The 13,177-nt window shown below is 34.1% G+C and carries 10 protein-coding genes; 5 read left to right on the top strand and 5 right to left on the bottom strand.

The features are described from left to right. Position 1: 1 nt before the first annotated feature. The 3 genes from QE431_RS01930 to QE431_RS01920 all read left to right on the top strand — a co-directional run bounded on the left by QE431_RS01930 (position 2) and on the right by QE431_RS01920 (position 3,665). A complete protein-coding gene (locus QE431_RS01930) occupies positions 2-628 on the top strand; it encodes a hypothetical protein (protein ID WP_307292057.1) in 627 nt (208 codons plus the stop codon). Between the two features lie 212 nt (positions 629-840). Beyond that, on the top strand, positions 841-2,628 hold the full coding sequence (locus QE431_RS01925) for a 1-deoxy-D-xylulose-5-phosphate synthase (RefSeq protein WP_307292055.1): 1,788 nt from the start codon (positions 841-843) through the stop codon (positions 2,626-2,628). Between the two features lie 35 nt (positions 2,629-2,663). Further along, positions 2,664-3,665: a DUF3078 domain-containing protein gene (locus QE431_RS01920; RefSeq protein WP_134139230.1), complete on the top strand. Its 1,002-nt coding sequence runs from the start codon at positions 2,664-2,666 to the stop codon at positions 3,663-3,665. A 66-nt stretch (positions 3,666-3,731) separates the two neighbouring features. Here QE431_RS01920 and QE431_RS01915 read toward each other — a convergent pair whose 3' ends face one another. Continuing rightward, positions 3,732-5,078, bottom strand: a complete 1,347-nt coding sequence (locus QE431_RS01915) for a deoxyguanosinetriphosphate triphosphohydrolase (protein WP_113677401.1) — start codon at positions 5,076-5,078, stop codon at positions 3,732-3,734. Between the two features lie 259 nt (positions 5,079-5,337). Continuing rightward, a complete protein-coding gene (locus tag QE431_RS01910) occupies positions 5,338-5,799 on the bottom strand; it encodes an Lrp/AsnC family transcriptional regulator (RefSeq protein WP_042566180.1) in 462 nt (153 codons plus the stop codon). 158 nt (positions 5,800-5,957) lie between these two features. Between QE431_RS01910 and metE the strand changes: the two genes are divergently transcribed. Further along, a complete protein-coding gene (gene metE / locus QE431_RS01905; protein WP_307292047.1) occupies positions 5,958-8,279 on the top strand; it encodes a 5-methyltetrahydropteroyltriglutamate--homocysteine S-methyltransferase in 2,322 nt (773 codons plus the stop codon). Positions 8,280-8,588: 309 nt separating this feature from the next. On the opposite strand, the gene QE431_RS01900 is transcribed toward metE, so the two are convergent. Further along, positions 8,589-9,170 carry an outer membrane beta-barrel protein gene (locus QE431_RS01900; RefSeq protein ID WP_057117562.1) on the bottom strand — a complete coding sequence of 194 codons (582 nt, stop codon included), beginning with the start codon at positions 9,168-9,170 and terminating at the stop codon, positions 8,589-8,591. Positions 9,171-9,319: 149 nt separating this feature from the next. Between QE431_RS01900 and gldA the strand changes: the two genes are divergently transcribed. After that, positions 9,320-10,216, top strand: coding sequence for a gliding motility-associated ABC transporter ATP-binding subunit GldA (gldA, locus tag QE431_RS01895; RefSeq protein WP_134139224.1), 897 nt, complete (start codon positions 9,320-9,322; stop codon positions 10,214-10,216). Positions 10,217-10,403: 187 nt separating this feature from the next. On the opposite strand, the gene QE431_RS01890 is transcribed toward gldA, so the two are convergent. Both QE431_RS01890 and QE431_RS01885 read right to left on the bottom strand, forming a co-directional pair. Continuing rightward, the gene (locus QE431_RS01890; protein ID WP_307292042.1) at positions 10,404-11,807 is read right to left on the bottom strand and encodes a pyridoxal-dependent decarboxylase; all 1,404 of its coding nucleotides are present in this window, start codon (positions 11,805-11,807) and stop codon (positions 10,404-10,406) included. Positions 11,808-11,911: 104 nt separating this feature from the next. After that, positions 11,912-13,135, bottom strand: coding sequence for a dicarboxylate/amino acid:cation symporter (locus tag QE431_RS01885; protein ID WP_307292040.1), 1,224 nt, complete (start codon positions 13,133-13,135; stop codon positions 11,912-11,914). Positions 13,136-13,177: the final 42 nt, after the last annotated feature.

The following is a 13,177-nucleotide window of genomic DNA, read 5'->3' as shown; positions in this document are numbered from 1 at the left end:
CATGAACCCAAATTTCAAAATAATTATCTCTGAGCCTTGCAGTGAGGATTGGAATAAAATGACTCCAGATGCAACAGGAAGATTCTGTCTTGCATGTAATAAATCTGTAATAGATTTTACAAACAAAATGCCAGAAGAAATTAAGCATTTTTTCCTCAAAAATCAAGATAAAGAAATTTGCGGACGATTTAAAAACTCACAATTAGATTCTGTAAAAATTCAAATTCCAAGTCGGGTTTTATTCTCTCAAACACAGTATCACAAAATGTTTTTGCTGGCTTTATTTGTTGTTATGGGAACTTCTTTATTTAGCTGTGCCACTGTAAATGGAGATAAGCAAAAAATTGAAAAAGTTGAAGTAGTTGATGAATATAAATTTTCTTTGGCTACTAGTACATCTAAAAGAAAATCAATAATATATGATAATCTATACTTTCAAAAGAATACTGACTATAAAATCGATTTAATGCCTCTTAACAGTAATTCATTTCTTTCTTTTGACTATAAAACGTATTTTTTGCCTGAAAATAAAAAAATATTGTTTCAACCTTCTACACGTTTAAAAAATAAGCAAGAATCAAACGATATGACAACTGGTGTAGTGAATAATTTCTGTAATAGTAAATAAAAAATGGGTATGTAATTTAAGTTAAATCATATCTGATTATTGACAAACCATAGAAGAAGAAATTATCAGGGTCTTAAAACTATCACCCAAATGGCAGCCAGGAAAATCTAACGGTCTAGATGTAAGTAAACAATCTTTTTTGATTTTGGAGGTTAAATAAACATTCAGTAAAAAAATAAATTTAAAACCGTAAATTTGCTTTTTACCTTACAATGAAAAGCAATTTACTTTCAAACATATACAATCCTGCCGATTTACGTCTTTTAAAAGAAGAGCAGCTTACTGAGGTTGCGCAAGAACTGCGTCAATTTATTATTGATGTCGTTTCTGTAAAAGAAGGTCATTTGGGCGCGAGTTTGGGCGTAATTGAATTGACAATTGCACTGCATTATGTTTTTAATACTCCCGAAGATTTGTTGGTTTGGGATGTTGGACATCAAGCTTACGGACATAAAATCTTAACCGAAAGAAGGGAAATTTTTCATACCAATAGACAAATCGACGGAATTTCTGGTTTTCCTAAAAGAAGTGAAAGTATTTATGACACTTTTGGCGTTGGACATTCTTCAACTTCTATTTCTGCAGCGCTCGGAATGGCAATTGCCTCTAAACTAAAAGGTGATCTAGACAAACAGCATGTTGCTATTATTGGAGATGCTTCTATTGCCAGCGGAATGGCGTTTGAAGGTCTAAATCATGCTGGAGTTACCGATGCTAATTTATTAGTGATTTTAAATGATAATGCAATTGGAATTGACCCAAGTGTTGGTGCGCTTAAACAATATCTTACCGCGGTTAAAGAAGGAAAAAATCCGAAGAAAAATAACATGATTAAGTCTTTGAATTTTGATTATTCGGGTCCAATTGACGGTCATGATTTCCCTACTTTGATTAAAGAGCTAAAGAGATTAAAAGATATAAAAGGACCAAAATTCCTTCATATTGTTACTACTAAAGGAAAAGGTTTACAGCAGGCAGAAGAAAATCAGGTTAAATATCATGCGCCCGGAAAATTTGATGCTTCGACTGGAGAAATTCATTTAAAAAATGAAGAAAATCTTCCTCCAAAATTTCAGGATGTTTTTGGTTTAACCATTTTAGATTTAGCCCGAAAAAACGAAAAAATAATAGGAATTACGCCTGCAATGCCATCTGGAAGTTCTTTGAAATTTATGATGGATGAATTGCCCGAACGTGCTTTTGATGTCGGAATTGCCGAACAGCATGCCGTAACGCTGGCTGCAGGAATGGCTACTCAGGGAATGGTTGTATATTGCAATATTTATTCTACATTTTTACAACGTGCTTACGATCAGGTAATTCATGATGTCGCTTTGCAGAACTTACCCGTAATTTTTTGTTTGGACCGTGCAGGATTGGTTGGCGAAGACGGCGCTACGCATCATGGCATTTTTGATATTGCTTATCTGCGTTCTATTCCGAATATGATTATTTACGCACCTCTTAACGAAATTGAACTTCAAAATATTCTATATACCGCTCAATTAGGATTAAACCATCCTATTGCTATTCGTTATCCGCGAGGCCGCGGCGTAATACCAAATTGGGAAGTAGAAAATTTCGGACATTATAAAAAAATAAATTTCGGAAAGGCAGAATGCCTAAAAGATGGTACGGAAGTTGCGGTGCTTTCGGCCGGAACAATTGGAAATAATGTTATAGAAGCCTTGAAAGAATGCCCTAATTCTGAAACCATTGCCCACTATAATTTTAGTTTTATTAAACCATTAGACATCAATACATTAAATACCATATTTTCAAATTTCAAGACTATAATTACAATAGAAGACGGCGTTAAAAAAGGTGGTTTTGGAAGTGCAATTTTAGAGTTTGCTGCATCTAATAATTTCAAAAATGATATTGAAATTTTGGGTGTTCCAGATGAATTTATTGAGCACGGAACAGTTGCTCAACTGCAACAATTGTGTAAAGTTGACGTTAAAAGTTTAATAAATCTTTTTTCTAACGGTTCAAAATAATTATTTTGCGATACCAAAAAAAAAAAAATTACCTAATGAAATTATTGCGTTCTACCCTTTTGCTATTATTGCTTTTGAGTACCTCTCATAACTTTGCCCAGATTATACAAACTACCTTGAGTCCGAATCAAGCACCTAAACCGCCTTCGAACTGGACCAAAAAAAATCAACTTGGTTTTGATATTTCCGAAATTGCTTTTGTCAACTGGAGTGCCGGGGGAACAAGTTCTATCTCAGGTTTATTTAAAGGTGAATTTGGAAGAACATACGCAAAGAAAAATCATAAATGGGTAAACGAACTTATCGTAAAATATGGTTTAAATAAACAAGATGGAACTGAATTAAGAAAAACCGACGACGCATTTCAATTTAACTCTACTTACGGTTTTAGAAAGGACACTGCCTCAAACTGGTATTATTCTTCTAAATTAAACTTCAATACGCAATTTACAAACGGTTATAACTATCCCAACAGAGATATTGCAATCTCTAAGCCTTTTGCACCAGCTTATATATTTTTGGGAGCTGGAGCTGAGAATTCAAACAAGGAAAAAAATAGAGTTTTTTACTTCTCTCCTATTACGTTAAAAACTACTTTAGTACTTGATCAATATCTTGCTAATCAAGGTTCTTTCGGGGTTAAAAAGGCGGTTTATGCAACAGATCCACTTGATCCCGAAAATCAGATATTAATCGAGGAAGGACAAAAAGTAAAAGCAGAATTTGGTATACTTTTTACGGCATACATGAAAAGTGAAATTTATAAAAACGTTTTTTATGAAAACAGACTAAGTTTATATACCGATTATTTGAATAAATTTGGTAACGTCGATATAGATTACGACACTCGTTTAGACCTTGTCGTTAATGCATATGTGAAAGCAAATATTGGTGTGCATTTAATTTATGATGATGATATTAAAACGAAAAAAGATGTTGTTGACCCAGCTACAGGAACAAAAAGCCAAGTAAACGAAGGTCCTAAGATGCAGTTAAGACAGGTTCTTGGTGTAGGACTTGTTTATGCTTTTAAATAATAAATAGCCCTAAAGCAAAAAAAAAATATCCTCTAAAATTATTTAGAGGATATTTTTTTTAAACCATTAATTGTTTTTTCTTCCGTTAATAGTTTCAAATAATTCTAATGCATTTCCGTCTGTCAATAGAGAAACATAATGACAAATATGAAGCAGACGTTCGTACAAATTACCTTTGTCTAAATCATGTTTTTCTGGCAGCATCTTTAAAAGTAATTTATCGTAATTTGAAGCATTTCCTTCAAATTTATTATTGAAAGCTGTAATAAATTTATCCAATAAGGTCTGGATAATCTGATATCCTACAATTTCTTTTTCGATCACTTCGCGGCTTTGATAGATTTTATCAACGCTTAGTTTGATAATATCATTCATCTGCGCTTTGTACTTGCTTTTGTCTGTTAAAGCATAAGGGAATTTTCCTTGTAGAATTGCTTCTTCATTTTCGATAAAAACATCAACCGCGTCGTTTATCAAAGTTCCAATTGCCAAAGCTCTCAAATAACTTATACGATCTTCTTTTGTGGTTAATGACTTGTATTTAGAAACTCCGATATTATCTTTTACGAGTTTAATTAAATATTCTAAGGCAAAATCTTCAGAAACTAAACCAAGATTTATTCCGTCTTCAAAGTCAATTATTGTGTAACAAATATCATCTGCAGCTTCAACTAAATACGCCAGCGGATGTCTTTCAAAACCAATATCTTCTCCAGATTTATTGGCAATCATTCCCATATCTTTGGCAACTTCTTCAAAAAATAATTTATCTGTTTGAAAGAAACCATACTTTTTATCGGCGATATCGTTGGTTGGTTTCTTTGGAAGACTTTCTTTTGGATATTTCATAAAAGCTCCTAAAGTAGCATATGAAATACGAAGTCCGCCTTCAATTCCAGGACGGCTTGCCGTAAGAACCGAAAAGCCATTTGCATTTCCTTCAAAATCAATTAAATCCTGCCATTGTTTATCTGTAAGCTGATTTCTGAATTTCTGTCCGTTTCCAATAGAAAAATATTCTCCAATCGCTTTTTCTCCAGAATGTCCAAAAGGCGGATTCCCAATATCATGCGCTAATGAAGCTGCAGCCACAATAGCTCCAAAATCATTCATATGATAACCGTGAATTTCTTTTAAATAAGGATATTTTTCGATGATCTTTTTTCCAACCAAACGCCCAAGCGAACGTCCGACAACCGAAACTTCTAAACTGTGTGTTAAACGAGTATGTACAAAGTCGGTTTTAGAAAGTGGAATAACTTGTGTTTTATCTTGTAAACTTCTAAAAGCAGCAGAAAATATAATTCGGTCATAATCTACCTCAAAACCTAAACGAGTATCATCTTGTTCTACACGTAATCTTTTGCTTGTGTCTCCTTGACGTTTTAATGATAAAAGTTGTTCCCAGTTCATTTTTTAATTTTAGATTGCTGATTTTAGATTTTAGATTGAGAATCTAAACGTCAAAAATACGTTTTATTTTAGGATAAAAATATGCCACGGATTAAATTGGTTTAAAAGATTAATTGTTTTTGTCTGCCACCAATTTCGCTAATTCCCACAAATCATTGTGCTTAAATTAATTCGTGAAAATTAGCGAAATTCGTGGCAAAAAAATTCAAATAGAATTTATAAAATCATTTTAATCTATATGATCTGTGGCAAAAAAAAATCAAAACTCTAAAGCCGTACTGTGCTTAATTTCTCCCATAACAAAAATACTGTTCGTGTTCCCGATGTTTTCGATTGTCGATAATTTATTCATCACAAAATCCTGATAACTAGCCATATCTTGTACCAAAATTTTAAGCATAAAATCGTAATCGCCGGCAATATTGTAACATTCTATAATTTCTGGAAGTGCCACAATATCTTTTACAAAATTACTTCCCACATTTTTGGCATGTTCTTTTAAGCGTACATTACAAAAAACGGTCATACCGCGATTCATTTTTTTCTTGTCTAAAAGCGCTACATATTTAGTAATATATCCGTCTCTTTCCAGTCTTTTTATTCGTTCGTAAACTGGAGTAACCGTCAGAAATAGTTTACTCGCAAGGTCTTTTGTATTGATATTGGAGTTTTCCTGAAGGTGTTTGAGTATCAGTAAATCGGTTTTATCAAGGTTTTCCATAGTTTTTTTTACGGCTAAAGGTTCATTAAAGACAATTTCACAGTAAAATAATCTTCAAAATATAAATTAAAAAATACATTTTACTTAAAATAAGCTCAAATTTAAGTATTAAAACCCAATGAAATACATTTGTACAGTAAAAAATACTGAATCAAAAAATGAAAACAAACAACTTAGGTTACCCAAGAATTGGCAGCAACAGAGAACTCAAAAAAGCATCTGAATTGTACTGGGCGGGAAAAATTTCTGCAGATGAACTTATTGATGCGGGAAAAGAAATTCGTATTAGAAACTGGCATTTACAGTCAGAAGCTGGAGTAGATTTAATTCCATCTAACGATTTTTCTTTTTACGATCAGGTTTTAGATTTGACTTTGACAGTTGGCGCAATTCCACAGCGTTATCACGAACTGGCTAAAACAAATTCATCACTTGACTTGTATTTTGCAATGGCAAGAGGCACACAAAAAGACGGACAAGATGTTGTAGCAATGGAAATGACAAAATGGTTCGATACCAACTATCATTACATTGTTCCTGAATTTACAAAAAACCAAAAGTTTGAATTGTTTTCAGAAAAAATAATCAATGAATTTAAGGAAGCGAAGGACTTAGGAATTGCGACAAAACCCGTTTTGATTGGACCAATTTCATATTTGCTTTTAGGAAAAGAAAAAGAAGAAGGCTTCAGCCGAATTGATCTTATTGACGCTTTACTTCCTGTTTATTTCGAAATATTTGAAAAATTACAAGCCGAAAATGCTGAATATATTCAGCTTGACGAGCCTTTCTTAGCTTTGAATTTAACGGATAAAGAAAGAAATACTTTCACGAAAGTGTACAACGAAATCAACAAACGTTTCCCGAATATTAAAATCATTTTAGCGAATTATTTTGACTGCTTCGGCGAGAATCTGGAAACAGCTTTGGCTTTACCAGTTGATACTTTTCATTTAGATTTAGTTCGATGCCCGCTTCAATTAGATGATATTTTAGAATCTGGGAAATTGGCTTCAAACGTAAATCTTTCTTTGGGAGTTGTTGACGGAAGAAATATCTGGAAAAACGATTTCAAAAAATCATTAGAATTAATCAAAAAAGCTACCGATGCTTTGGGCGAAAACAGAATTCTGGTTGCTCCGTCTTGTTCTTTAATCCACAGTCCGTGCGATTTGGATTTAGAAACTAACGATGCAACTTTAACTCCAGAAATCAAACAATGGCTGGCTTTCGCGAAGCAAAAAATCAACGAAATTGTACTTTTAAAACAATTCGCTACAAACGAAGTTGACGTTAAAAATTCTGTTGATTATGAAAGAAACGTAATTGCAAATGACAATCGTAAAACTTCAAAATTAATTCATAATAACGAAGTTAAAGCGCGTGTTGCCGGAATTACAGCTTCTGATGACCAACGTAAAAGCACTTTTGCCACCAGAAGAAAAAGCCAAATCGAAGCTTTAAATTTACCGTTATTCCCAACTACAACTATTGGATCTTTTCCGCAGACAGCTGAAGTGAGAAGCTGGAGAGCGAAATTCAAAAAAGGTGAATTAACAAGTCAAGAATACAACGATTTAATCGAAAAAGAAACCGAAGCTACGATTCGTTTTCAGGAAGAAACCGGAATCGATGTTTTGGTTCATGGCGAATTCGAGCGTAACGATATGGTGGAATATTTCGGAGAACAATTATCTGGTTTTACGTTTACCAAAAACGGCTGGGTTCAGAGTTACGGAAGCCGCTGCGTGAAACCTCCAGTTATTTACGGTGATGTTTCAAGACCAAACCCAATGACAGTAAAATGGTCGAAATATGCACAGTCTTTGACTCCAAAATGGGTAAAAGGAATGCTTACAGGTCCTGTAACTATTTTGCAATGGTCGTTTGTTCGTAACGATCAGCCACGTTCTGAAACTTGTACGCAAATCGCTTTGGCCATTCGTGATGAAGTTGTAGACTTAGAAAAAGCCGGAATTAAAATCATTCAAATTGATGAGCCAGCCATTCGCGAAGGTTTGCCGTTAAGAAAAGAAGAATGGGCAAACTATTTAGACTGGGCTGTAAAAGCGTTTAGAATTTCTGCATCTGGAGTTAACGACGATACGCAGATTCACACTCACATGTGTTATAGTGAGTTCAATGACATTATTCAAAACATTGCCGACATGGATGCCGATGTTATTACAATCGAATGTTCACGTTCGCAAATGGAACTTCTAGATGCTTTTGCCAACTTTAAATATCCAAACGAAATTGGACCTGGAGTTTACGATATTCACTCTCCGCGTGTGCCTTCGAGTACAGAAATGGTGAAATTACTAGAAAAAGCTTCTGCCGTAATTCCTGTAGATCAGCTTTGGGTAAATCCCGATTGTGGTTTAAAAACACGCCATTGGGACGAAACCAAAAAAGCTTTAATCGAAATGGTTGCGGCGGCTCAGGAAATGAGAGCAACAGTTGAAAACCCTGTGAGTTAATACTTTTTATTTAGATTATATTTTTGTTTCAATGCCAGTAGGCGAAGTCGAAAATCTTGTAGTTATGATTTGGTTTCGACTTCGTTTTTACTGGCATTGTTTTTTAGAAGCAGAAGATTTTTGTTTCCATAACACCTTTAGTCCCGCTATACGCTATATCTTTTATGGCGAACCCCGCCATAAAAGGATACCGCTTCTATCGGGGCTAAACCAGAACTTTTTATTTTCAAAAATTTAAAAATCTCAAACAAAAAAAAAAAGCATCCGCGATGGCGGATGCTTTCTGAAATTGAATATATAAAACTTAGATTAGAAGTTTTTAGAGATTCCGATGTTGAATGTTTGACCGAAGTTAAAGTAGAATTTGTTAACATCTGGACCGTTATTATCATAACTTAATGTCTCGTATCCTAAACCACCAATGCTGAAGTTTAAACCGAAACCTTTTTGCATATTAATGAAAAGAGCTGGAGTTACACCAACATACATTCCATCTGCTTTAGATTTTGCAAAAGCATTTCCTGGACCGTATTCTTTATATTTTGCATTTTGGAAACCTGCTCCCATATCTGCAAAAACAGAGAAAGTTTGGCTTAATGGCATTGTATAACGAACAAATGCACCTAATTTGAATCCGTTATTTTTTTCTTCAGTTACACCATCATCATCATTAGAAGAACTTACAGTAAATTCACCTCCAACTGTCCAGTTTTCGTGAAATTGGTAACCAACTTTTGGAGAAAAGCTAAATTCGTTTACTGTTCTTTCGCTGTTTGCAAATTCAGTTTTTTCAGAAGTGTATCCAATGTTACCACCTACTAAGATTGTTCCTTTTTGCGCATTTGCAAAACTACAGATAGCCAATGCAGCCATCACTAGAATTTTTTTCATGTTTTTGGGTTTAAATTTATTTTAGCATTCCCTTAACAATAACGATGCCGTGAATAAAGGGCTGTTCGATTTTTTTATATTTACTTTAAAAGATAAAATGTAGCAATCGAAACTATTTCTGTTTACTTTTGCAACAAATAAAAAAGTCTATGTCGATAGAAGTAAACAGCATATCAAAAAGTTACGGAGAGCAAAAAGCTTTAAATGGAATTTCTTTTAAAATTGAGAAGGGAGAAATCGTAGGATTTCTTGGACCCAACGGAGCTGGAAAATCTACTTTAATGAAAATTTTGACCACGTATTTACTTGCCGATAGTGGCTCAGCCCTTGTAAATGGTCATGATGTCATGTCAGACACTAAAGCAGTGCAGCGTTCTATTGGGTATCTTCCAGAGCATAATCCGCTATATTTGGATTTGTATGTTCGTGAGTATTTGGCTTTTAATGCCGATGTTTATAACGTGCCAAAATCTAGAATTGAAGAAGTAATCGAACTGACAGGACTGACACCAGAAAGCCATAAAAAAATTGGTCAGCTTTCTAAAGGATACCGTCAGCGTGTTGGACTTGCAAATGCTTTACTCCATAATCCAGATGTTTTAATTTTAGATGAACCAACTACTGGACTGGATCCTAACCAGTTAATGGAAATTCGTAATGTCATCAAAAATGCAGGAAAAAATAAAACTGTTTTTTTATCGACACACATTATGCAGGAAGTAGAAGCGATTTGCGATCGTGTCATAATTATTGACAAAGGGCAAATTGTGGCAGATAATAAATTAGACCATTTAGTTACTGCAAATAAAGAGCAAGTAATTGAAGTAGAGTTTGATTATAAAGTAGAAGAACAGCTTTTAGCTAAACTGCCTAACATAAGTTCTTACGTTAATACCCATGACATGACATGGGAACTGACTTTTGTTACTGATAAAGATATGCGTCCCGCTATTTTTGATTTCGCCAACGAAAATGGTTTAAAAACTCTACAATTGAATCAAAAAAATAAAAACCTAGAAGCTGTTTTTAGAGAGATTACGAAGTAAGTTTTCAGTCTCTCCCCGATAGCTATCGGGACAGTTTTTCAGAGAAAAGCGGATAGCTTAATAAAAACTATCCGCTTTTTTAATTTACTTAAATCTTAAAATCAACAAATTACATTTTAAAACTCAAATTAATTTTAGGCAAGAACCCGTTTCCTTCAAACAGGCTCTTCTATATTTAAATTGACGATTATATTTGTGAAACTATTTCGACCATTTCTTTCATTACAATTTTAATATCATTTTCAGTTGTTCGCCAATTTACAAATGAAGCTCTAATTCCTTTTCTATTTTCATACAATGTAGGCGTCATAAAAACTGTGCCTGTATCATTTAGTTTCGTTAAAAATTCAGCAACTTTATCCTGATTTTCATCTCCTTTCAAAGTAAAACAAACATTATTTAATCGAATTGGAGCCATAAGTTCAAAATCGCCATTTTCAATAAGTGCATTTCCAAAATGAAGTGCCAGCAAAGTACTTTTTTCAACAATATCACAAAAGCCTTCTTTTCCATAAGCAACCAATGAAAACCAGACTGGTAAAGCTCTTAAACGACGTGAATTTTCTGGAAGAACATTTAAATAATTAAAATTCTCCAAAGCATTACCTAAATAAGGAGCATTTGAGTTCTGAAATGTTTCAATCTGCAGGTTTAAGTGTTCTTTTTTTACTAAATAAAAAGCGCTTTCATAAGGCACATTCAGCCATTTATGACAATCAATTGTGATACTGTCTGCGCCTTCCCAGCCTTCAACCAGATGTTTGTATTTATCTGAAACTGCAGCAAAACCACCAAAAGCAGCATCAATATGCCACCAAAAATTGTATCTTTTCTTTAAATCTGAAATAGCTTCAAAATCATCAAAATCAGCGGTGTTTACCGTTCCAGCACTTGAAATTAGAATAAAAGTTTTTCCGTTTAATTCTTTTATTTTTTCTTCTAAATCGATAATGTCTATTGCCTCACGATTCCCTTCAATTGTTTTCACAACTGTGTAATTTTGACTTCCAATTCCCAACATCGATAATGATTTTATGGAAGAAGAATGAGGAGTTGCAGTTAAAATATTAATGGGTTCTGAAATTCCGTTTTTAGCAAAATCCTTTCCAAACTGTTTTCCAAACCATTGTCTGGCAACACCTAAACAAGTAAAGTTTGACATGGTTGCGCCTGTTACAAATCCGCCCAAAAAAGCATCTGGAAGTTCTAATAATTGAAGCAGCAAATTAATAGTTTCAAATTCTATCAATGCCGAATTTCCGCCTTGAGATGTTATCGATTGTGTATTTTGATCGTAAACCGATGCCAGCCAATCACCAACAATAGAAGCAGGTGTGGATCCGCCGGTTACAAATCCCCAATAACGTGGTCCTGGAGACGAAACCAATAAAGGTGCTAATCTTTCATTAAACTCTTGTAAGGCTTCTGAAGAGCCTAAACCTAATTCATTTAAGTCTCGTTTGGGATCGATTCTATTTTTATTTGAAGTTGGAATATTCTCCAAATTATTCAAGAAATCAACGCCTTGTTGTTTGGCTTTTTCTAAGATATTTTCAAAATCATTTAGATCGTGTTGTAGTATTGAATTCATATTTATATAATTTTTGATCTCAAACTAATTGACAGGCTGAGCGAAGCCTAAGCCTTTAGTTGAAATAATATATTTACGGTAAAAATGTGGAACTTATAATAACGTTACCATTTCGTTTTTTCAGAGAATCTCGAAACCATCATCGAACAAATTACATCACCATTTGCATTTAACAAAGTAGCAATTGGGTCAACCAAAGTTCCTAAAATCATAGCAACTGGAAGCGCTTGTTCCATCGGAAAACCATAAACGGTTATGGCTAAGATTTCGCCAATATAACCTCCGTTTGGAATTCCTCCCTCAACAATAGAAACAATTACAGTAATTCCAAGTGCTAAAAGAATCGTCATCGGATCTGTAAAATCCTTCCCAAACATGGCAAACAAAAAAGTGATTTTTAAAATAGAAGACATACTCGAACCGTCTTTATGCAAAGGCGCTCCTAGCGGAATCACCAAATTACGAACATGTGCCGGAATTCTCATTTTTTCTGCTGCTTCAAGATTGGCAGGAATTGTGGCAATACTGCTGCAAGTTCCTACTGCGGTTAAAGATGGCGTTATGTTATTACTCCAAAAAACTTTAAAAGCTCTTTTTCCGCCTGCCACAAGTGCGTATAAACTAAAAAACACAAAAAAGTAAAAGACACAGGCCGCATAATAAACTGCCATAGGTTTTGCATAAACTCCCAACAATTGCGGCCCGAAAACGCCAACCTGATAGGCAAAATAAGCTCCCAAACCAATTGGCGCCAATTTCATGATGATGTTTAAAAGTTGTTTCATGACCTCGTTTCCAGAATCGAGAAAACTCTTGAAAGCATTTCCTTTTTCGCCGGACTGCAATGTTGCAAAACCAATTAGAAAAGAAAAAATAATCAATGCCAGCATACTTTTTCGCGACAATAATTCGAAGAAATCATTTGCCGTAAGCAGTTTTGCAATTTGATCTCCTGCAGATCCTGATTGAATTTCCTCAAACGGAACTTTGGCAATAGCGATATCCTCATGAATAGGAAAAAGATAAACGGCGCAAATCATTACAATTGCCGAAATAAAAATTGTCGCCAGAAAAACCAATATCATAATGATAAATAGTTTTCCTAATTTCTCTGTTCTCTCCAAATTAGCAATCGACGAACCAATTGTAAAAAAGATAAGCGGGATAATAGCCGTGAAAAGTAAGTTCAGAAATATATCCCCAATCGGTTTTATGATCAAAACTTTTTCTCCGAAAACCAATCCAAAAATACTTCCTATTATGATACCTCCAAGAAGCATTAAAATACTGTTGTAACTCTGTAAAAAATTGATTTTCTTAACTTCCATAATTTTAAACGATTATAATTCAGAATGATTAATAAAGAATGA

This window comes from Flavobacterium sp. SORGH_AS_0622, from assembly GCF_030818825.1.
In the GTDB taxonomy this organism is placed as follows: Bacteria; Bacteroidota; Bacteroidia; order Flavobacteriales; family Flavobacteriaceae; genus Flavobacterium.
The sequence above is the reverse complement of the archived record's forward strand: the minus strand, read 5'-3'. Positions and strand labels throughout refer to the sequence as shown.

Bases quoted from the DNA above. Each gene is read 5' to 3' on its own strand.
- QE431_RS01915 (WP_113677401.1), bottom strand. From the start codon at position 5,078: ATGAACTGGGAACAACTTTTATCATTAAAACGTCAAGGAGACACAAGC.
- gldA (WP_134139224.1), top strand. From the start codon at position 9,320: ATGTCGATAGAAGTAAACAGCATATCAAAAAGTTACGGAGAGCAAAAA.
- QE431_RS01920 (WP_134139230.1), top strand. From the start codon at position 2,664: ATGAAATTATTGCGTTCTACCCTTTTGCTATTATTGCTTTTGAGTACC.
- QE431_RS01885 (WP_307292040.1), bottom strand. From the start codon at position 13,135: ATGGAAGTTAAGAAAATCAATTTTTTACAGAGTTACAACAGTATTTTA.
- QE431_RS01910 (WP_042566180.1), bottom strand. From the start codon at position 5,799: ATGGAAAACCTTGATAAAACCGATTTACTGATACTCAAACACCTTCAG.
- QE431_RS01890 (WP_307292042.1), bottom strand. From the start codon at position 11,807: ATGAATTCAATACTACAACACGATCTAAATGATTTTGAAAATATCTTA.
- QE431_RS01900 (WP_057117562.1), bottom strand. From the start codon at position 9,170: ATGAAAAAAATTCTAGTGATGGCTGCATTGGCTATCTGTAGTTTTGCA.
- QE431_RS01930 (WP_307292057.1), top strand. From the start codon at position 2: ATGAACCCAAATTTCAAAATAATTATCTCTGAGCCTTGCAGTGAGGAT.
- QE431_RS01925 (WP_307292055.1), top strand. From the start codon at position 841: ATGAAAAGCAATTTACTTTCAAACATATACAATCCTGCCGATTTACGT.
- metE (WP_307292047.1), top strand. From the start codon at position 5,958: ATGAAAACAAACAACTTAGGTTACCCAAGAATTGGCAGCAACAGAGAA.